Genomic DNA, 20,907 nt, shown 5'->3' with positions numbered 1-20,907 from the left:
GCACACAAAAGTTACATTTTGGGCGGCTCTTCGAACCCCGCCCAGACAAGGGCGGAGCGATTCCTGGGCCCTGAAAAGGTAAACAACTGCCTCAAAGACGTAGAAAATGTTTACGGTTCATCAGGGATCCTCTGTGAACTGCAACCCCCTTCGAGGTAATACTTTTGGGGGATATTCATCGCATCTATCGTTCTGAGTTGAATCATTCCTCCAGATACCGCCTCGCGCCCTTCTGGGCGAACGCGGTGCTCGTTGTCTCCTTGGCGCTGCTGGTGGTCATGGTGGCCTTTTTCAGCGCGACCGATGCCCAGCACGAGTCGGCAGTTCTGCACATGACGCGGGCCGACTGGCAGGAGACAGATACAGATACGGAAACGCAGGGCACCCGTGCACTGCCGCTCGCCGTGGACAGCCAGGCCTTGCCGCCCGCCTGGCAACCGGTCGAGTTGCCTCTGGCACTGCCCATTGCCTTGCTGCGCCAGGCCGACAGCGCACCGACAGGCGCAACGCGCACCACCTGGCTGCGGCTTTCCGCGCGCGACCTGCCCGCCACCACGGCGCCGCTCGCGCTGTACGGCGCGCGCATCAAGACGGACGGCCCCATTGCGGTGTATGCCAACGGCCAGCTGGTCCGGCGCGCACAAGTCCAGGGCCCGCTGTGGAACAGCACCCGCACGCCGCTGTGGATCTTGCTGGGCAAGACGCCCGACAGCGCGCCGGTGGACGAGATCCTCCTGCGAATGGAGCACTCGCGAAGCGCGCAGGTGGCGGTTGCATCGCTGTGGCTCGGCCCCGTCGGGGCGCTGGAAGGCCGCTACCGCATGCGGCAGTGGCTCCAGCAGGAGCTGCCCGCCATGCTCAGCGCGGCCTTCATGGCCGTCGGCGTGTTCGCCCTGTTCGTGTGGTTCAAGCGCAGCCATGAAACCGGATATCTGCTTTTTTTCAACCTGGCGACCACGTCCTTCCTGCGTGGCCTGCATTTCTACGTCGGCGTTCCGATTGCCAACGACTGGTTCGCCTGGCTGACCGTCAATTCCCTGTTCTGGCTGGTCGCGGTGGTGCATTTCGCGCTGCGCCAGCTGCACGGCCGGCCGCTCAGATGGCTGACCGCCGCGGTGGTGGCGTGGACGGCGTTGATCGGTGTGCTGACCCTGCCAGGGCTGGCCATATTGAGGAACACCCCGCAGGTCACGCCGCTGATCTACATCGGCGCGGCATCGATGGGCGTGGCCGTTGCACTGGTGGGCGGCGTCAGTGCCTGGCGGCGTTCCAGCGAAGGGCGGCTGGTGGCCGTCGGCATCGGCGTGTGCGTGCTGCTGGGCGTGTCCGACTGGCTGCTGCAGAACAACTTCGTCAGCCCCGAGGGCTGGTACCTGGGTGCGTACACCAACGCAGTCACGTTCAGCGTGTTCGGAACGCTGCTGTACCGGCGCTACGTCAACGCCATTGCCGAGGTGGAGCGGGTCAACGCCAGCCTGGCGGAGCGCCTTCGGGCCCGCGAAGCCGAGCTCGAACTCAGCCACCGGCGGCTGCGCGAAGTCGAAAAGCTGCAAACCATCAGCGACGAGCGCCAGCGCCTGATGCAGGACATGCACGACGGGCTGGGCTCCTCGCTGATCAGCGCCATCCGCTCGGTGGAGGGCGGCGGCATGAGCGACGACAAGGTTTCGCAGCTGCTCAAGAGCTGCCTGGACGACCTGAAGCTGACCATCGACTCGATGGAACCGCTCGAAAACGACCTGTTGCTGCTGCTCGCCACGCTGCGCTACCGGCTGGGGGCCCGGCTCGAGAGCTCGGGTGTCGCCTTGCAATGGAATGTGCAGGAGCTTCCCGCGCTGAACTGGCTCGACCCGACCAGCGCGCTGCACATCCTGCGCATCGTCCAGGAGAGCATCGCCAATATCCTGCGCCACACCCGGGCCACCGAGATCCGCGTGGCCACCGCGGCGGACGCCACAGGCGTGCAAGTGACCATCGAGGACAACGGCCAGGGTTTCGACGTGGAAAAGGCGCTGGGCGCCGCCGGCGGGCGAGGCATGCAGAACCAGCAGCGCCGGGCTCAAATTGTCGGCGGCGCCGTTTCCTGGCGTTCGGGGCCGGCGGGCACGCTCTTCACGCTGTGGCTGCCGCTGAAGCGCGAGGAGCGGGCAGGCAGCGCAGACGCCGCAGACGCCGCGGACCCGATCAGGGCTTAGCCCGCAAGGCCCACGAACACGTTCTGCACGTCGTCGTTCGCATCGATGGCTGCAAGAAAGACTTCGACTTCTTCCAGGTGTTCGGCGCTCAGGCTGGCCGGATCGACCGGGTTCTTGGGCTTGTAGCCCAGCTTGGCCGACAGCACGGTGAAGCCCTGGGCCGGCAGCGCACGGCTGACCAGGTCGAGGTCGGTGGGGTCGGTCAGGAACACCGTCACGCCGCTTTCGCCGGCCGCCTCGAAGTCTTGCGCGCCTGCTTCGATGGCGGCCACTTCGGCGTCGGCATCCGGGCGCGAAGGCTCGGCCTCGATCATGCCGACATGCTCGAAATCCCACGACACCGAGCCCGAGGTGCCCAGCTGGCCCTTGCGGAACAGCACGCGCATTTCAGGCGCGGTGCGGTTCACGTTGTCCGTGAGGCATTCGACCATCACCGGCACCTGGTGCGGCGCAAAGCCTTCGTAGATCACATGCTCGAAATGCACCGCCTCGCCCGTGAGGCCGGCGCCTTTCTTGATGGCGCGGTCCAGCGTGTCCTTGGGCATCGACACCTTGCGGGCTTGCTCCACCACCAGCCGAAGGCGCGCATTCGAGGCCGGATCGGCGCCGCTGCGCGCGGCAATCATGATTTCCTTGGCCAGTTTTCCGAACAACCGGCCCTTGGCATTGGCGGCCAGATCCTTGTGTTTTGCTTTCCACTGTGCGCCCATGGCTGATGTTCCTGTGTTGTGTGTGCGGTGTCTTGCCTCGTTTGACGCTGGGCCGAAGGGCTGGATAACCGGTTTGGGGCAACTACTTTAGCCGCAGCGCGCCGACAGCAGTTTTTTCCAAGTCCGGAAGGCCGGGTGTTTCTATGCTCGCCCCATGCCATCCATCGAAACACGACAACAGCACGCAGAAACCTTTCATCGGCTGCACACCGGCCCCGCGCCGCTGGTGCTGGTGAACGCCTGGGACGCGGCCAGCGCGCGCATCGTCGAGCGGGCGGGCGCACAAGCCATCGGCACGACCAGCGCAGGCATGGCCTGGACGATGGGCTATGCGGACGGCGAACGCATGCCGGTCGACGAACTGCTCGCGGCCTGCGCGCGCATCTGCCGCGTGGCGGGCGTTCCGGTCACGGTCGACATCGAGCGCGGGTTCGGCGACAGCGCACAGGCCGTGTGCGATGTGGTGCGTTCGCTGGTCGGCATGGGCGTGGTGGGCATCAACATCGAGGACGGCGTACTGCCGGGCACGCGCCAGCTGGCGCCACCGGAAATCCTTTGCGAGCGCATCGAGGCGCTGCGCAGGATGGACGCGCGCCTGTTCATCAATGCGCGCGCCGATACCTACTTCGTCGCCAACGACGACCCCGCGGCGCGCTATGAGGACACGCTGCGGCGCGCACGGCTCTACGCCTCGGCGGGTGCCGACGGCATCTTCGTGCCGGGCATGGCAAGCCTCGAAGAGATTGCCGGCCTCGCGGCCGCGGTACCGCTGCCCGTGAATGTTTATGCCGGCCATTCCAAGGCGCCATCGGTCGATGTTCTGGCGCGTGCCGGTGCGCGGCGCATCAGCCTGGGCTGCGGCCCTTTGCAGGCGGCACTCGGCGTGCTGGGGCGCATCGCCGCCGAAGCTTTCGACGCCAGCAACGGCGGCTTTCGCACGATGGCCGGCGAGATGCTCCCCGCCAGCGAAATCAACGGGCTCTTCGCATCCGCGCACTGACGGCGCGGAGCATCACACCCCAAGGCCGGCCCGGTTCGCCGCCGCTGGCCGGTCGATTGTTTCCATTCCGTGAACGCCGCGGTTCCTTTTGCTAAGGGTTTTTACGTAGAAGACGGCGCACAATTCATTCACAGACCGGCCCCCAAGCCGATCTGGGTGAACAGGGCCCCGAGCGAGGTGGCCGCCCCCCGAAGGGACGGTGACCCACCCAAGACCGGTTCGAAATCATCCAAGTCAAAACTGAACTGAATTGAAGGAAATCCAAATGACCGCCTCGAAGATCCTCTCCGCCGTTGCTGTTGCCCTGATGGCCGTTGCCGGCGCCGCCCACGCTGAAAGCTATGAAGGCGTGCACCAACTGACCTCGGCCGCCAGCCGCGCCGACGTTGCCGGCCAAGCCGTGGTTGCCGCGCACAGCGCCAACCCCTACGCCACCGGCGCCAATGCAGGCCCGGCCCAAGTGTTCGTTTCGTCGACCAGCCGTGATGCCGTCCGTGCCGACGCCGTTGCCGCCGCTCGCAGCGCCGACCCGTACGCCGAAGGCGCTTCGGCTGGCGTCGCTCCCGTCGTCGCCAGCACGGTGGACCGCGCCACGGTGCGTGCCGCAGCCCGCGCAGCCGTTCGCGGCGACGCACTGCCGCTGTAATCCTCGGCGAGCGTCTGCTCCAGAAGCCGGCCATGCGAAAGCATGGGCCGGCTTTTTCTTTGCCTTCGCGACCAGCCACGAGACCCAGCCGTCGGCTGAACGCCGGGTCGTGAAGAAAGAGGCGGGAAAGGCGCCGAGAAGCCTGCGCAGCCGTCTGATAAGCTGCCTCCGCCCTCTCATCCGACCTGTTCCTTCCACCCCCTGTCCGTGCGAACGCATTGCGCATGTCGTCCGAAGAAACCCTGCGCCGCTGGCGCCTGATCCTCGGCCGCTATGCGGCGCAACCCTTGGCGCAAACGCAGTTTTCGGCGGGCGACTGGAAGCTCGACCAGGCCCTCGAATATCTCTACGGCCGCGAATACGAAGGCCGCGGCCTCGCCAGATCCAGCGGCGGCCCGGGCTCGCTCGACCCCAGCCAGCTGCGCGCGGTCGACTGGCTCAACCGCTCGCGCAAGCTCTTTCCGCAAGAGGTGTTCGAGCGCATGCAGACGCAGGCTATCGACCGCTACCAGCTCACCGACCTGCTCAACGACCCGGCCGTGCTGCGCTCGCTCGACGCCACGCCCGGCCTGGCCAAGGCGCTGCTCGGCATGCGCGGGCGGCTGTCGGGCCAGATGCGCGACGCGGTGCGCGAGGTGATCCAGAAGACCGTCGACGAGATCACGCGCAAGCTCAAGAACGACTTCGTCAACGCGCTGGTCGGCCGGCGCAACCGCATGCGGCGCTCGCACATCAAGAGCGCGCAGAACTTCGACGCGCGCGCCACCATCGCGGCCAACCTGAAGCACTACGACGTGGAGCGCAAGCAGCTCGTCATCGAGCACCCGCGCTTCAATGCGCGCGTGAAGCGCAACCTGCCCTGGGACGTGGTGCTGTGCGTGGACCAGAGCGGCTCGATGATGGATTCGGTGATCTACAGCGCCGTCATCGCCGGCATCATGAGTTCGCTGCCCGCGGTGCGCGTGAAGCTGGTGGTGTTCGACACCGCGGTGGTCGATCTCACGCACATGGCACACGACCCGGTCGAGGTGCTGCTCACCGTGCAGCTCGGCGGCGGCACCGACATCGGCCGCGCGGTGGCGTACTGCGAGTCGCTCGTGGGCAACCCGCAGCGCACCGTGTTCGCGCTCATCAGCGACTTCATGGAGGGCGCGGCGCCCGGGCCATTGCTGGGCGCGGTGCAGCGCATGGCAGAGGCGCGCGTCACGCTGCTGGGCCTCGCGGCGCTCGACGAGTCGGCCAACCCGGTGTACGACCGGCAGATGGCGCAGCGGCTGGCCGGCAAGGGCATGCATGTGGCCGCGCTCACGCCCACGCATTTCGCGCAGTGGCTCGCGGAGGTGATGAACTGATGGCCTGGTACGACGGCTACCGCGCCTACGACGACGACACGCTGGCCACGCTCGCAAACCCCGGCCTGCTGCGCCGCGCCGCAAAGGACGTGGAGGCGGGCAAGGTCGCATGGGCGGAGCAAGGTGCTGACGGCGGCGCTGAAAGTGGTGTGGTGGCGGCCGACGGCCAGCGCGTGCAGCTCGATGCGCGCGGCCCGCAGCAAGCGCGCTGCGACTGCCCGGCGCCGGGCATCTGCAAGCACATCCTCGGCGCGGCGCTGTGGCTGCGTGCGCTGGAGCCGGCGGCATCGGGCGATGCGGCCGGCGCGGCAGTCACGCAGGAGGCACAAAAGCCAACGCCCGCCGCGCCTGACCCGCTCGCGGAAATCCTCGCACTCGACGCCACCGCGCTCTTCAAGGCCGCGGGCGTGGCCGCCGTGCGCCGCGCCGCGGCCGCCGCCAGCAGCGCCGTCGAATGGCGGGTGCAGGGCGGCGCGCTCGTCATGGACCTGCCCGAGCTCGGCGCCTCGTGCCGCTGGGTGGCGGGCGCGGGCTACGCGGGCATGGTGTCCGAGGTGCCGGCCGCCGAGCGCAAGGCCGTGCACCTGATCGCCATCGCCGCGCTGCGCAGCGCGCACGGCCAGCCCTTCGCCTGGCCCGAAGGCGCGCGGCCCGCACCGGTGGAAGACACCGCGCGCCTCGGCGACCGCGAGCGCGCCTTCCTGCTGCAAGTCGAATCGATGCTGCAGGAGCTGCTGACGGGCGGCCTCTCACACGTGAGCGAGCTGACTTCGGCGCGCCTGCTCGCGCTCAACATGTCCGCGCGCGGCGAAGGGCTGCCGCGCCTTGCGGCCTTGCTGCGCAACCTCGGCGGCACGGTCGATCTGCTGGTGCGCCGCGATCACCGCGCCGAAGAGCGCGATGCCTTCGCGCTCATGGCGCGCATCCATGCGCTGTGCGCGGCGCTCGCGCGGGCCGAAGGCGATCTTGCCGTGGCCCTGCGCGGCCGGCTGCGCCGCGATTTCGACGAGTCCGCCGCGCTCGAACTGCTGCCGCTCGGCGCCCACTGGTGGCAGACGCGCGGCGGCGCGCGTGGGCTCACCGTGGCCTTCTGGGACCTGGCCGGCGCGCGCGTGCTGCAGGCCTCGCTGGCGCGGCCCGACGGCAGCGACACCGCCTTCACGCGCAGCGGCGCATGGTCCGCGAACGCGCTGTGGTCGGGTGCGGGCGCCGCGCAAAGCGTGTGCGAAGCCGCCCTGCGGCTCGAGCAGCCCCGCCTTGCCGAAGACGGCCGCCTGGCGCTCGGCGGCGCCACGCGCGCCCAACCCTTGCCCGCATGGGCGGCCGACGATCCGCGCCTGAAAGAGATTGGCTGCGGCAACTGGGCCGAACTCGGCGAGCGCCTGCGCGCCGCCACCGGCCTCGCGGCCGAGCCCTTCGATGCGGTGCTGCTGCGCCCCGTCGACACCCGCCCGCCCGTGCTCGACGAAGCGCAGCAGCGCCTCGACTGGCTGGTGCAGGACGACGGGGGCCAATGGCTGAGGCTCGGCATTCCGGTCGGGCCCGAGCACCGGCAGCGCGTCGACAACCTCGACCGCTTCACCGCGCGCCGCGCGCCGGTGCATGCGGTGCTGGTGCGCATCGAACGCTCCGCCGCGAGCACCGAGCTGATGCCCATCGCCGTGCTGAGCAGCGATGCGAAGAAGAAGCTGCAGGCGGTGTCGCTCGACTTCACCCAGGAGGCCGCGCGCACCACCTCGCTGGCCAACCGCATCCTGCGCCTCTTCGAGGCACGCCAGCAGCAGCGGCAGGCAGCGCCCATGGCCGCGCCCACGCTGTCGGCGCGCCTGCTCGCGCCGGTGATCGACGTGGCCGAGACCCAGGCCGCAACCGGCCGCATGGCGCTGACGGCGCCGCAACGGCAACGCTTGCATGAAGCGCTCGACCGCGCCGGCTCGGTCGGCCTCGAGGTGCTGTCGAATGCGCTGCGCGCGCACCTGGCCGCGCCGGCCGCGGTGCCGCTGCTGAAGCTGGGTTTTCTCTGCCAACTGCTCGGCGAACTCGGCGAACTCGACGGACTGCCCGCACACAAGAAAGTGCAGGCGGCTTAGAACCTTTGGCTTCGGTTGTTTCCACAAGCCGGGCGGTGGTCAATGCGTCATCGCCAACTGCCAAAATCATCGGTTGCTTTGAGGAGAACGCATGGGATTTCTGGACAAGATCTTGGGTGCCGTCACGGGCGGCGCCAGCCCCAGGGCCGAGGGAGGCCTCACGCGCGAGCAAGCGAATCTGCTGGAGCAGGCCGTCGCATGTTTCGAGAAAGCAGGCAAGGAACTGCCGGCCAAGGCCACCGCATTCCTGGTCGACGGCACGCAGGAAACCGTACTGCTCGACCTGCAGGCCGCCCGCGCCTTCGAGCCCGGCACGCTGCTCGGCGGCCCGGGCCGCCTGCGCTGGGGCTTCAGCAACTACCAGAACAAGCCGCTGGAGAAGATCGGCAACCAGAGCCTCGAGCAGCGCGGCCGCTTCTACGCCAGCGTGAGCGCCGATGCTCCGCCGCTCGATGCGCTGGTGCGGCTGGGCAAGCTGCTCGCGGCGGCCGATGGCGGCCAGTCGCTCGAGCACCCGGGCGCGGCCGTGCCCGACTGGCTGCAGTACCTCGTCAACGACGCGGTGTTCGCGAGTTTCAACAAGGGCGGCTCCAACACCAGCGACCGCGACCTTGCCAAGCACCGTCCCGCATGGAACGTGCACCTCATTGCAGCCCTGCTCGCGCATGAAGGGCTCGATGCGAAGCTCGCGCTGCAGGAGGTGTTCGAGCGCAAGGGCCTCGACAGCTGGTACCACGACCGGCTCGACGGCCTCGTCGAAGCCTCCGCCGTGGCCGACTACATGCGCAGCCAGCGCGAAGTCACCGAGGCGCTGCCCGCGCAGCTCTCGGCTGCGGGCCGCGTGCTGCTGGCCAAGCGCATCGGCAAGGACAAGGCACTGCTGAACGACTTCGCGCCGCTCTTCGTGCGTCTGGCCATCGACGGCAGCAAGACGGTGCGCACCGAGGCCACGCCGCACCTCGAAGGCATTGCCGAGGCGCAGCGGCTCGAGCTGCTCGGGCAACTGCTGAAAGACGGCGACACCACCCAGCGCACGCAGGCGGCCGAACTGCTCGCGCGCCTGCCCGGCGACGCCGCTCGCGCGCTGCTTGCCGCGGCGGCGGAAACCGAGACCAGCAAGGCCGTGCAGCAGGCCATCCGCTCGGCCATGTCGCGGCTCGATGCGGCGGACGATGCGGGCGAGCTCGAGCTGCCCGAGCCGCCGGCCTGGCAGCCGTTCGAAGACCTGCCGCTCGGCGAAGAGGCGGTGCAGCTGCTCATCGCCAACCGCATCGAACTGCTCGAGAAGAACCGCATCGCGGCCGAGGCCGAGATCGAGGAGAACAAGGCCTCCAAGCAAACGTACAAGTACAAGTGGCGCCAGGACAGCTACGCCGGCCACAAGAAGCTCACCGACGAGGACATGCGCGTGGCGGTGCGCCTGCTCAACGGCCAGGGCAGCAAGCACGACCAGAACCGCGTGAAGAACAGCCAGCTGCAGCAGGTCGTGAGTTTCGGCAACCGTCTGCAGGCGCTGCCGGGCTTCGGCATGCCGCACCTGATCCGCTGGCTGGGCGTGTCGCGCCACTGGACCAGCTTCTGGTTCGACGACGGTTTCCACAAGTGGCTCGGCCGCCAGCCCGTGGGCTCGGTCGACCTGCGCGCACTGGCCGAGTTGCTCAAGCGCTCCGGTATGCCGATCGACGACGTGGCCCACACCGCGCTCTTCCAGTACTGGAACCAGGCCTCGGCGGTCGAGGTGCTGCCGGCCGACCGCGTGTGGCCCTTCTTCGCGGAACACCCCGAATACATCGACGAAGGCCTGGGCCTCATCGCCCCGCCCAAGCGCGAAGGCCGCCAGACCCAGCTCGACCTGAACGCCACGCTGCGCACGCTGGCCATCTTCCCGACCGTGCAGGCGCGCTGGCTGCCGCGCGTGATGGAACTGGCCCTCGGCGAAGGCAAGACGCACCGCGCCGCCGCGCAGAAGGCGCTGTCGATGCTGCCGGACATCGGCCGGCGCGTGGTCGAGTCGCTCGACGCCACCAAGAGCGAGGTGCGCATCGAGGCCGCCAACTGGCTGGCCGAGCTCAAGTACGCCGATGCCGTGCCGGCCATCACCAAGGGCCTCGAAAAGGAAACGCGCGAGACCGTGCGCGCCGCCTACCTCACCGCGCTCGAAGCGCTGGGCGACGACATCTCGCCGCGCCTTGCGCCCGCGATCCTGCTGGCCGAGGCGAAGAAGGGCCTGAAAGCCAAGCCGCCGGGCGGCCTCGCGTGGTTCTCGCTCGATGCGCTGCCCGCCTGCAAATGGCTGGACGGCAGCGCGGCCGAGCCCGAGATCGTGCGCTGGTGGGTGGTGCTCGCCTGCAAGCTCAAGGAGCCGGGCGGCAATGCGCTGCTCACGCGCTACCTCGGCTTGCTCGATCCGGCCAGCCGCCAGGCCATCGGCAGCCTGGTGCTGCGCCAGTTCATCGCGCAGGACACGCGCCACCCCTCGCTCGACGAAGGCATTGCGCACGCCAACGCCAACGCGCCGCAGCGCTACCAGGGCAACCAGCAGCGCTACCAGAACGCCAAGGCCGAGCACAAGCAGTACTACGAGACCGACTTCCAGAAGACGCAGGAGCAGGTCTTCGAGGAGTGCAAGCGCGAAAAGATGAGCGAATACCTCGGCAGCGCCATCGGCGAGAAGGGCATTCTTGCTCTCACCGCGCAGACGCCGGGGCACGAGGTGGTCACGCTGCTGCAGCAGTACATGCGCGACCATTACCAGCGCCGCTCGCAGATCGAAGCCATGCTCGAAGGCGTGGCGCCGGGCAACGACCCGGTGGTGATCCAGCTGCTGCTGGGCATCTCGCGCCGCTACCGCACCGCCTCGGTCCAGGAGAAGGCGCGCGCGCTGGTGCAGCAGATTGCCGACCGCAACGGCTGGACGCAAGACCAACTGGCCGACCGCACCATTCCCACCGCGGGCCTGGACGACACCGGCAAACTCGAACTCGCGTACGGCGACCGTGTCTTCACCGTGGTGCTCGACGCCGCGATGAAGCCCGAACTGCGCAACCCCGAGGGCAAGGTCGTCAAGGCGCTGCCCGAGCCGCGCCAGAACGACGACCCGGCCCTCATCAAGGAGGCCAAGTCGCAGTTCTCGACCAGCAAGAAAGAGCTCAAGCAGGTCATCGACCTGCAGACCGCGCGCCTGTTCGAGGCCATGTGCACCGGCCGCGTCTGGCCGCAGGCCGAGTGGCGTGAATACCTGCACCGGCACCCGATTGCCGGGCGGCTGATACAGCGGCTCGTGTGGCTCGAACTCGACGCGGAAGGCGCGGTTCGCGGCAGCTTCCGCCCCACCGAGGACGGCAGCCTGATCGACACGCAGGACGACGAGGTCGAGCTCGCGGCCGGCAGCCAGCTGCGCCTGGGCCATGCCTCGCTGGTCGACGAGGCCACGGCCACCGCCTGGAACAAGCACTTCAAGGACTACAAGCTGGCGCCGCTCTTCGCGCAGATGACGCGCAAATCGCCGGCCGTTGCCTTCACCGACGACAAGGGCCACCCGGTGAGCGAGATCAAGGACCGGCTGGGCTGGATCAGCGACACCTTCACCCTGCGCGGCAGCTTCGCCAAGCTCGGCTACCAGCGCGCGCAGGCCGAGGACGGCGGCTTCTTCTACCAGTACACCAAGGAGTTCTCGTCGGCCGGCGTGCGCGTGGCCATCGAGTTCTCCGGCAACACCCTGCCGGAGGAAAACGTGCCCGCCGCGCTCAAGACCCTGGGCTTCGAGGACATGAAGACCCGCGGCTACGGCGACCGGGCGCTGCCGCTCTCGGGCGTGCCGCCGGTGCTGCTGGCCGAGGCCTATGCCGACTACCTGGCCATTGCCCAGGCCTGCGCCGGATTCGACGCGGACTGGGAAAAGAAGATGCCGTGGTAGGCCAGGTTCATGCTTTCGCATTACCGTGCCGTTGCGGTGCGGGCACGCGAAAATCAGTCGGCCCTCCTGCCGCGGAAAAGAAGGCATGATCCGCTGCCACCGAGGCGGCAACCTACACGCATGGCTCTCACACTCGACCCTGAAGATACGCGCGGACGCATCCACGATCTCGTGTGGTGCGGCTTCTATCCCGATGCCGATGTCGAGTGGATGATCACTGACGAGTATCTAGACCCCGACGAACTCACCAGCGAGGACCGGGCCTGGGTAAAGGCCGAAGCCGCGCGCATCTGCGCCGCCAAGCGCACCGCCGAGGCCGGGTGGCCCGCGCAAACGGAGTACGACCGGCTCGAAGCCGTGTTCGCCCAGTTGCGCGGCGAAAAGGTCATCGCGCTGCACCGCGCCGGCAACACGCTGTCCGACGGCCATGACGATGTGCGCGAGCAATGGCGCGCCGCCGGGCGTCTTGCTTCCGGCATCCGCGGCTGCTGCTTCTATCACTCGCAGGACCTCGACACGGCGGTGCGCACCGGCCGGCTGCACCTGGCGTTCAGCGGCGGCATGATTCCGGAAATCGAACAGCGCGAGGCCAACACCGTGGTGGTCGGCCACCGCATCGTCGAGCTGCTGCGCGCGGCCGGGTTCGAGGCGCGCTGGAGCGGCAACATCAACGAGCGCATCGAGGCCGACCTCGGCCAATGGCGCAAGCGAAGCCCGTCGGCGTGAGCGCCCGGGCCTGGCAGCCGCCGCGCCGCATCGACGCCATCGATTTCTGGCTGCGCTCCCGGCTGCTGGCCACCGCCCATGCGCTGCGCGAGGCGCTGCGGCCCTCGGCGCGGCGCTGGCATGGCGGCGCGCAGGCACTGGCTGATGCACCCGTGCTGGCGCAGTACCGCACCGCGCTGTGGACCGACGGGCGCGAAGACGAATTCCCTCTGGTGGCCGGCAAGGTGCAGAACCTGCGCGTGGCACGCCGCGCCTTCGACGCCATCGAGGTGCCGGCCGGCGAGCTGCTGAGCTTCTGGCGCCAGCTGGGCCGGCCGAGCGTATGGCGCGGTTTCGTGCAGGGCCGCGAGCTGCGCGCCGGTTGCGTGGTGCCGACGCTGGCCGGCGGCCTCTGCCAGTTGTCGAATGCGCTTGCCACCACCGCGGCCCGCGCCGGCTTCGAGCTGGTGGAGCGGCATGGCCACACGGCGCGCGTCGAGCACGCCGCCCAAGCGGCAGGCGATGCCGTGGACGCGACGGTGTTCTGGAACTACGTCGATCTCAAGGTGCGTGCGAAGCATGCCTGGCGGCTCGAGGTCGAGCTGACGGCCACCGAGCTGGTGCTGCGCATCCGCGCGCGTTCGCCGCTCGCCATGCCCGCGGCGCCTGTCGCATTGCGACGCGCGAACGAAGAGGGGGCGAACACCACGCTCCCACTGGCGCGCGGCTGCCTGAGCTGCGACCAGACGGCCTGCTTTCGCCATCGGCCACCGGCCGGCGTTGCGCAGCAAGGGCGCACGGCCGTGCTGCTCGATGCCTGGACGCCCGAATTCGCGCGCCATCTGGATGCACACCATGCCGGCGCAGACCGCATTCAAGCGGTGCCGATGCGGCTCGCATTCTGGCGGCCGCGGCCGGCCGCTGGCTGGCACCCGGAATCCGCCGCGATCCGGCCATGGTGGACGAGCCTGCGCCGCGCCCTGTGGCAGCGGCTCTGGGCGCGCCATGCGGGCCGGCGGCAAGCCAGCCTGATGGACGGCCAGCGCTGGCTGGCGCTGGCCTTTGCCGCACATCTGAAACCCGAACACACGCAACTGGTGGTGGACCAGGCCTTGCTGCCGCACCTGCAGCAACTGGGTGCGCTCGATGGCCGCCGCATCACGGTGTTGGTCGGCGCCTTGCCGATGGCGGAGATCGAACGCCGGCTCGATGCCGCCGCACGGCAATGGCCCGGCGACGCCACGCTGCGCGACTTTCGCGCCGGCCCCGCACTCATGCGGGCCGAGGCTGCGGCATTGGCGCGGGCCGCGATGGTGGTCACGCCGCATGCGGAGGTCGCACGGCATCTGGCCCTCGCGGCGCCACAGGCCGCAATGCTGCGGCTCGACTGGGTGCAACCCGCCGTGCAAGCCATGGCCGCGAGCGATGAGCCACCGCTGATCGTGTTCCCCGCCAGCGCACTCGCGCGCAAGGGTGCACGCGAACTGGCTGCCGCGCTGCAAGGCTGGCCCTGCCGCCTGCGCGTGCTGGGCTCGCCGTCTGACGACGCGCACCTGTGGCACGGCATCGATCGCGTCGAACACATGAATTGGCGAGGCAACTGGCTGGGCGGCGCCCACGTGGTCGTGCTGCCGGCTCACGTCGAACACGCGCCGCGCGCGCTCCTGCGCGCCGTGGCGGCCGGTGTGCCGGTCGTGGCCTCGACCGCCTGCGGCCTGGCAGGCCTGCCGGGCGTGCGCGAGGTGGCGGCGGGCGATGTGGAAGGCCTGCGCGCCGCGCTGCGGGCCTCCGTCGCCGCCACACCAGCGGCTACGATCGCCCAGGGCTGACCCACAGCAAGAAACCAGCAGCAACATCACCATGAGCTCCGGCACTTCACCGTCTTCCTCTCCCGCCACCCAGGCCGTGCGCCTGGCCCCCGAGGCACGCTATGCGGACGAACTCGCGCGCCTGCACGCGGCCGATGCCGATGCGCGGCCCACCGGATGGAAGCTCTCGCCGCGCGCGGTGCGGCGCTTCATCCTCGGCGACGAAAAGCTGCAGGTGAGCCGCAAGTTCTATGGGGACGATCCGCTGGTGGACCGCGCCATCGTCACGCTCATGGGCCATCAGGGGCTGATGCTCGTGGGCGAGCCGGGCACCGCGAAGTCGCTGCTGTCGGAGCTGCTCGCGGCCGCGATCAGCGGCGATTCGGGTCTCACGGTGCAGGGCACGGCCGGCACCACCGAAGACCACATCAAGTACAGCTGGAACTACGCGCTGCTGCTGGCCGAGGGGCCCAGCCAGCGCGCGCTGGTGCCATCGCCGCTCTACCAGGCGATGCGCGCGGGCAAGCTGGTGCGCTTCGAGGAAATCACGCGTTGCCCGCCCGAGATCCAGGACGTGCTGATCTCTTTGATGAGCGACAAGCAGCTCATGATTCCCGAACTGGGCGACGATGCCCGGCTCTATGCCCAGCGCGGCTTCAACATCATCGCCACCGCCAACCTGCGCGACCGCGGCGTGCACGAGATGTCGTCGGCGCTCAAGCGCCGCTTCAACTTCGAAACGGTGAAGCCGATCCGCGACCATGCCTTCGAGGTCGAGCTGGTGATGGCGCAGCTGAAGCGCGAACTGGACGGCGGCGGCGAGTCGCCGGTCGATGTGCCGCGCGACGTGGTGGCGTTGCTGGTTACCACCTTCCAGGAGTTGCGAGCGGGCCAGACGCAGGACGGCACGGCCATCAAGGGCCTCGATGCCGTGATGTCCACCGCCGAGGCCGTGAACGTCGCCTATGCGGCGGCCCTGCAGGCGCGCCATTTCAATGGCGGCCAGCTCACCGCGCGCGAGATCGCGGGCCAGCTGCAGGGCGTGGTGCTGAAGGACAGCACCGACGACGTGAAGCGCGTGCGCCACTACTTCGACACCGTGGTGCGCGAGCGCGGAAAGCGCGACGCGCAATGGAAGACCTTTCACGACGCGGCGCGCGCGCTGTGGCAATAGAGCCGGCTCAGGCGCTTCCCGCCGCGCTGGAGACTGCGCGCGGCCGGCTGTTCGGCGAAGAGGGCGTGTTCTTCGTGCCGGTGCGGCACCACAGCCCGGCCTGCGCCTTCGCGTTGCGCGGACTGCTGCGCGAGATCAAGCCAGCGGCCGTGCTGATCGAGGGGCCGGACGACCTGGCCGCGCTGATGCCGCTGCTGCAGCACGAACAGACCAAGGCCCCTGTCGCCTGGCTGTGCCAGAGCACGCGCCAGGTGCCGGTCGACGACGCCGATGCGGATGAGAAGACTCGCACCGAATCGCGCACGTCCTTCTTCCCGTTCTGCGACTACAGCCCCGAATGGATCGCCGTGCGCGAAGGCGCGGCGATCGGCGCGCGGCTGGGGCTGATCGATCTTTCCTGGAGCGACAAGGCCTGGCACCGCAGCGATGACGAGGAGAGCGAGAAGGGTGATGAGGGCGACGCCCGCGATGCCGCGCGCAGCCTGATGGAAGAACGCCACTTCGCACACAGCCGCTACCTGAACGCGATGGCCTCGCAGCTCGGCTGCGCCGACCATCAGGAGTTGTGGGACCGGCTCTTCGAATTGCGCACCACGTCCGCGCTCGGCGACTGGCGCGCGTTCTTCGCCGACGTGTTCAGCTGGTGCGCCATGGCGCGGCTCGACTACGAGCCCGAGGTGCTCGAGTCCGAGCTGAGCCTGCCGCGCGAGCGCCACATGGCGGCGCACATCCGCCGCTGGCGCAACGAGGTCGAGGGGCCGATCGTGGTCGTTACCGGCGGCTTCCACACGCTCGAGCTCGTCAACCAGTGGCAGAAAGCCAAACCCTCGAAGGCGCCCGCCGGCAAGGATGCGCCGGCCAATGCCTGGCTGATCCGCTACAGCTTCGAGCGGCTCGACGCGCTCAACGGCTATGCCTCGGGCATGCCCTCGCCCGGCTACTACCAGCAGGTGTGGGAACGCCTCGAAGCCGGGGACGCCGATCCGTTCACCGCGGTGACGCTCGACAGCCTGACCCGCTTCGCGCGCCAGACCCGCGCGCAGGACCAGGTCGATGCGGTGTCCACCGCACTGGTGCAGGCCGCCGCCGCGCAGGCCATGCGGCTCGCGGCGCTGCGCGGCAACGCGGGGCCGGGCCGCCAGGACCTGCTCGATGCGATCCGCTCCTGCTTCATCAAGGGTGCGATCGACGAAGGCACGCGCGGCTTCACGGCCGACCTGCGCAATTTCCTGAGCGGCACGCGCATCGGCGACGTGCCGCCATCGGCCGGCTCGCCGCCGCTGATCGAGGATGCGCGGCGGCTCGCGCGCCAGGCCGGCGTGCGGCTGGACGACAGCACCGCGCGCGTGGCGCGGCTGGACCTCTATCGCAAGCCTTCGCACCGCGAGCGCAGCCGCTTCTTCCATGCCATGGCGTACCTCGATGCGGGGCTGGGCACCTGGCTCGCGGGGCCGGATTTTCTTGGCAACAGCCGCCTGCACCTGCTGTTCGAAGAGTGGCGCGCCGCCTGGTCGCCGCTGGTGGAGGCGCGGCTGATCGAGCTCGCGGCCGACGGCGCGAGCGTGGAGGCCGTGTGCATGGCCAAGCTGCGCAAGGAGGAAGTCGCGCTCTCCGACCAGGGCCGCGGACGCAGCGCGAGTGCGGCGGTGACGCTGTTGCTGCGCGCCTGCCTGGTCGGGCTGCAGTCGCGCCTGCCCCAACTGCTCTCGATGCTTTCAACCCACCTCGATGAAGATGCCGCGCTCGGCTCGGTGGTCGACTGCGGGCATCGGCTCGTCACGCTGTGGCGTGCGCGAGAGCCGCTGGGCGTGCAACAGCATCCGCAACTGCGCAGCCTGCTGGAGCGGGCGTGGCCCGCGGCGCTGTTCCTGCTGCCCGATGTGGGCGAGTGCCCCGAAGAGGGCGAGGCCGGCGCGGTGAAGCAATTGCTTTCGCTGCGCGAGCTCGGGCGTCTGCTGGCCTCGCTGCAGAGCGAGCTGGAAGAAGCCGACGGCAATGCCGTCGACCTCGACCTGCTGCGCGCGCAGCTCGAGCGCTTCGCGACCGGCGCGCTGACCGCCCCCGCCGTGGCCGGCGCCGCTTCGGCCCTGCTGTACCTCGACGGGCACTGGGACGAGCATGCGCTCGACACCGTGGTGCGGCAGCGCTTCGGCGCGGGCGCGCAGCCGCGCGAAGCGGTGCGTTTTCTCAATGGGGTGATGGCCGCCGCGCCCGAGCTGCTGCTGCGCCTGCCCGCACTGCTCGAAGGCCTCGACGGCCTGGTGCAAGGCTGGGACGCCGACGCTTTCGTGGCGCACCTGCCCGACTTGCGCCAGGCCTTCACGCGCCTCAAGCCGCAGGAGACCTCCGACCTTGCCGGCCGCGTGGCCGCGCTGCACGGCATGGGCGAGGCCGAGGGCGAAGCGCTCTACCAGATGCATTACGAAACCACCGAGCAAGACTTGCACGAAGGCGCGCAGTTGCAGCTCGCGCTTGCCGGGTGCCTGCGCCGCGACGGGCTTGCCGCGTGGCTGGCCGCCGCAGAGAACAAGAAGAACACGGAAACCGCTTCATGACCATCGACCTCCAGACGCTCAAATGCGGCGAGTGCGGCAGCAACGCGCTCAAACGCACCGGCCTGAACCAATACGCCTGCCAGCACTGCGGCTCGGTGACGCTGGTGGAGGACAACGTGTCCGACCGGCTCGACCGCGTGCTCGACCAGGTGAAGAACGCGGCGGGAGAGCGCCTCGCGCAAGAGCAGGCGCTGAAGCAGAAGATGGTCATGCGCAATGCGGGCATCGCCGTGGCGGCGGTGCTCGGCGTGGGGCTGGTAGCCATGGTGGCGAGCCTGATCTCCGCGCGCGATGAGCATCCCCGCACGCAGCCCGCAAGGGCATCGGTGGTCGACCGCACGATCCCGGTCGACGGGCTCCGGCTCGGCGAACCGCGCCAGGTGCTGGTGGGCAGCGGCGGTTCGGCGCAGGCCAGGCTGCTGGTGGTGGCGCGCAACGAAACCGGCAAGCCGCTGGAGCGCGCCAACGTCAAGGCGGTGTTCTACGACGGCGACACCCGGCTCGAAGAGCGCGGTGAATCGTTGCCCATCGGCGTGCTCCAGCCGGGCGAGAGCGCACCGGTACTGATCGACCTGCCGAGAGCAACCACCGCAACCCGCCAGGAGCTGCAGGTGCAGCGTCTCTCGGCGCCGTACCGCTCGGCGGAGGGGCCGCGGCTGGTCTTCGAGCGCGTGCGGCTGGTGCAGCAAGGCACGGATGGGGCCCGGCTGGTCGGGCGCATCGCCAATGGGAAGGACAACAGCGCCACGCTGGCCGGCATCGAGGCCCTGGTGACGCTGTACGACGACGCCGGAAACGTGATCGGCATCGGCCACGGCTACGCGCAGGCGAGCGAACTGAAACCCGGCGCGCGCACGTCGATGGACATCGGCATTCGCAGTTTCGGCCGCGGTGCGGCGGTGGCCGCGTGGGACTACCGCATCGGCTACAGCACGCTCGAGGCCAATGGCGCGCGCGTGGCGGTGCTGAGCCCCGATCGCGTGATCCGTGCCGTGGGCGCGCCGGAGGTTTTCAATCCCGAGCTGCGCATGGGCACCGAAGACCTGCTGGCCGACGAGAGCGAGCGCTTCGACCAGGCCCACCTGGAGCTGCTGCCGCTGATCCCGGGGCTCAACACGATTCGCCAGCGCACCTACATGACCGAGCTCGTGAATCGCAGCAAGGACCAGATCGCCATCGCCCCCGCGGCAGTGATCTCGCGCTTCGACGGCAGCAAGCTCGACGGCACGACCGTGCTCGGCGGCCCGGCGTACCTGTATCCGGGCGAGCGCTTTCCGGTGCAGATCGATCCGTCGCGCGCCGACCGCATCACGCAGACCCGCGTCGAATGGAAACCGATGCGGCGCGCGGCGCTGCCCGGCCCGCGCACGCCGCTGGAGGTCACCATAGACAGCACCCGCGCCACCACGGGCAGCGTGCTGCTCAACTTCAGCCAGCGCTTTACCTACAAGGCGGTGGACATCAAGGGCAGCGTGAAGAACCCCGGCACCGGCATCGTGCGCAAGGCCCGCGTGTGGGTCAGCCTGCGCGACCGCGAGGGCCGGCTCACCGGCTTCAAGATGGTGGAGAACCTGCCGGCCATCGCCCCGGGCGAGAGCGCGCCTTTCGAGGTGAGCATCCAGCAGCAGGCGCGCGACTTCGCAACGGTGGAAGCTGTCTACCAGAGCACGGAATAGCCTGCACGAGCAAGGATGGCCGGATCGCGCCATCATCCGGCCCATGATTCCGTTCTCGATCCTCGACCTTTCCCCGATTACCGAAGGCAGCGACGCCGCGCAGTCGTTCCGCAACTCGCTTTCGCTCGCGCAACACGGGGAGAAGCTGGGCTACGAGCGCTACTGGCTGGCCGAGCACCACGGCATGCCGGGCATCGCGAGCGCGGCCACCGCGGTGCTGCTGGCCTACATAGGCGCCGGCACCTCGACCATCCGCATTGGCGCGGGCGGCGTGATGCTGCCCAACCACTCGCCGCTGGTGATTGCCGAGCAGTTCGGCACGCTGGAGTCGCTGTACCCGGGGCGCATCGACCTCGGCCTGGGCCGCGCGCCCGGCTCCGACCAGCGCACCGCGCGCGCGCTGCGCCGCAATCTCGAATCCGATGCCGACCAGTTCCCGCAGGACGTGGTCGAGCTGATGGACTTCATGTCCAAGGCGCCCCAGCAGCCCGTGCGCGCGGTGCCCGGCGCAGGGCTCGAAGTGCCGGTGTGGATTCTGGGTTCGAGCACCTTCGGCGCCCAGCTGGCCGCACACCTGGGCTTGCCCTACGCCTTTGCCTCGCACTTCGCGCCGCAGCAGCTCATGCAGGCGATCCAGATCTACCGCGAGACCTTCAAGCCTTCGGCGCAGCTGCAGAAGCCGTACGTGATGCTGGGCTTCAATGTGTTCGTGGCCGACACCGACGAAGAGGCCGAGTTTCGCGCCACATCGTGGCAGCAGGCCTTCGTGAACCTGCGCAGCGGACGTCCGGGGCGCTTGCCGCCGCCCGTCGAAAACTATCGGCAGAAGGTGGGCCCGGCGGAGAACGCGCTGCTCGACTCGGTGCTGTCCTGCTCGGCCGTGGGTTCCCCCGTCAAGGTGCGCGAAGGGGTGCAGGCATTCATCGAGCGCACGGGCGCCGACGAGCTGATGATCACCTCGCAGGTGTTCGACCACGTGGCGCGGCTGCGCTCCTACGAGTTGCTGGCCGGGTTGCGCAAACAGGGCTGATTTCCCCCACGCCGGCAGCCCCTGCCGCGGGGCTGGGACAATGGCGGGCT

13 protein-coding genes are annotated in these 20,907 nt (G+C 69.2%); 12 read left to right on the top strand and 1 reads right to left on the bottom strand.

Annotation, left to right across the window (positions count from 1 at the left end; translation table 11 throughout):
- Positions 1 to 260: 260 nt before the first annotated feature.
- Positions 261 to 2,195 (top strand): sensor histidine kinase, encoded by a 1,935-nt coding sequence (locus ABIC94_RS15700; RefSeq protein WP_436318026.1) that lies wholly within the window; start codon positions 261 to 263, stop codon positions 2,193 to 2,195.
- Here the strand turns inward: ABIC94_RS15700 and ABIC94_RS15695 are convergent.
- Entirely contained in the window at positions 2,192 to 2,905 is a 714-nt protein-coding gene (locus ABIC94_RS15695) for a YebC/PmpR family DNA-binding transcriptional regulator (RefSeq protein WP_354373927.1), read from the bottom strand. The genes ABIC94_RS15700 and ABIC94_RS15695 overlap by 4 nt on opposite strands.
- 154 nt (positions 2,906 to 3,059) lie before the next feature.
- Here ABIC94_RS15695 and ABIC94_RS15690 point away from each other — a divergent pair, with 154 nt between their 5' ends.
- The 11 genes from ABIC94_RS15690 (at position 3,060) to ABIC94_RS15640 (ending at position 20,857) form a co-directional block, all read left to right on the top strand.
- On the top strand, positions 3,060 to 3,905 hold the full coding sequence (locus tag ABIC94_RS15690) for an isocitrate lyase/PEP mutase family protein (RefSeq protein ID WP_354373926.1): 846 nt from the start codon (positions 3,060 to 3,062) through the stop codon (positions 3,903 to 3,905).
- Positions 3,906 to 4,170: 265 nt separating this feature from the next.
- Positions 4,171 to 4,551, top strand: a complete 381-nt coding sequence (locus ABIC94_RS15685) for a helicase SNF2 (RefSeq protein ID WP_354373925.1) — start codon at positions 4,171 to 4,173, stop codon at positions 4,549 to 4,551.
- 224 nt (positions 4,552 to 4,775) lie between these two features.
- Positions 4,776 to 5,903, top strand: a complete 1,128-nt coding sequence (locus ABIC94_RS15680) for a VWA domain-containing protein (RefSeq protein ID WP_354373924.1) — start codon at positions 4,776 to 4,778, stop codon at positions 5,901 to 5,903.
- Entirely contained in the window at positions 5,903 to 7,993 is a 2,091-nt protein-coding gene (locus ABIC94_RS15675) for an SWIM zinc finger family protein (protein ID WP_354373923.1), read from the top strand. Before ABIC94_RS15680 ends, ABIC94_RS15675 begins: the two co-directional genes overlap by 1 nt.
- A gap of 91 nt (positions 7,994 to 8,084) precedes the next feature.
- Positions 8,085 to 11,909 (top strand): DUF4132 domain-containing protein, encoded by a 3,825-nt coding sequence (locus ABIC94_RS15670; RefSeq protein WP_354373922.1) that lies wholly within the window; start codon positions 8,085 to 8,087, stop codon positions 11,907 to 11,909.
- A 120-nt stretch (positions 11,910 to 12,029) separates the two neighbouring features.
- Entirely contained in the window at positions 12,030 to 12,635 is a 606-nt protein-coding gene (locus ABIC94_RS15665) for a DUF6891 domain-containing protein (RefSeq protein WP_354373921.1), read from the top strand.
- Positions 12,608 to 14,443 carry a VanW family protein gene (locus tag ABIC94_RS15660; protein ID WP_354373920.1) on the top strand — a complete coding sequence of 612 codons (1,836 nt, stop codon included), beginning with the start codon at positions 12,608 to 12,610 and terminating at the stop codon, positions 14,441 to 14,443. Before ABIC94_RS15665 ends, ABIC94_RS15660 begins: the two co-directional genes overlap by 28 nt.
- A gap of 31 nt (positions 14,444 to 14,474) precedes the next feature.
- The gene (locus ABIC94_RS15655) at positions 14,475 to 15,596 is read left to right on the top strand and encodes an ATP-binding protein (protein ID WP_354373919.1); all 1,122 of its coding nucleotides are present in this window, start codon (positions 14,475 to 14,477) and stop codon (positions 15,594 to 15,596) included.
- On the top strand, positions 15,554 to 18,151 hold the full coding sequence (locus tag ABIC94_RS15650) for a DUF5682 family protein (protein ID WP_354373918.1): 2,598 nt from the start codon (positions 15,554 to 15,556) through the stop codon (positions 18,149 to 18,151). Before ABIC94_RS15655 ends, ABIC94_RS15650 begins: the two co-directional genes overlap by 43 nt.
- Positions 18,148 to 19,827: an FxLYD domain-containing protein gene (locus ABIC94_RS15645; RefSeq protein WP_354373917.1), complete on the top strand. Its 1,680-nt coding sequence runs from the start codon at positions 18,148 to 18,150 to the stop codon at positions 19,825 to 19,827. The genes ABIC94_RS15650 and ABIC94_RS15645 overlap by 4 nt, the downstream gene beginning before the upstream one ends.
- A gap of 43 nt (positions 19,828 to 19,870) precedes the next feature.
- The gene (locus tag ABIC94_RS15640; protein ID WP_354373916.1) at positions 19,871 to 20,857 is read left to right on the top strand and encodes an LLM class flavin-dependent oxidoreductase; all 987 of its coding nucleotides are present in this window, start codon (positions 19,871 to 19,873) and stop codon (positions 20,855 to 20,857) included.
- Positions 20,858 to 20,907 lie beyond the last annotated feature (50 nt).

Origin of the sequence: Variovorax paradoxus (genome assembly GCF_040544635.1) — a bacterium.
In the GTDB taxonomy this organism is placed as follows: Bacteria; Pseudomonadota; Gammaproteobacteria; order Burkholderiales; family Burkholderiaceae_C; genus Variovorax; species Variovorax paradoxus_R.
Note: the sequence above shows the minus strand (reverse complement) of the source record. Positions and strands in the feature narration are given on the sequence as shown.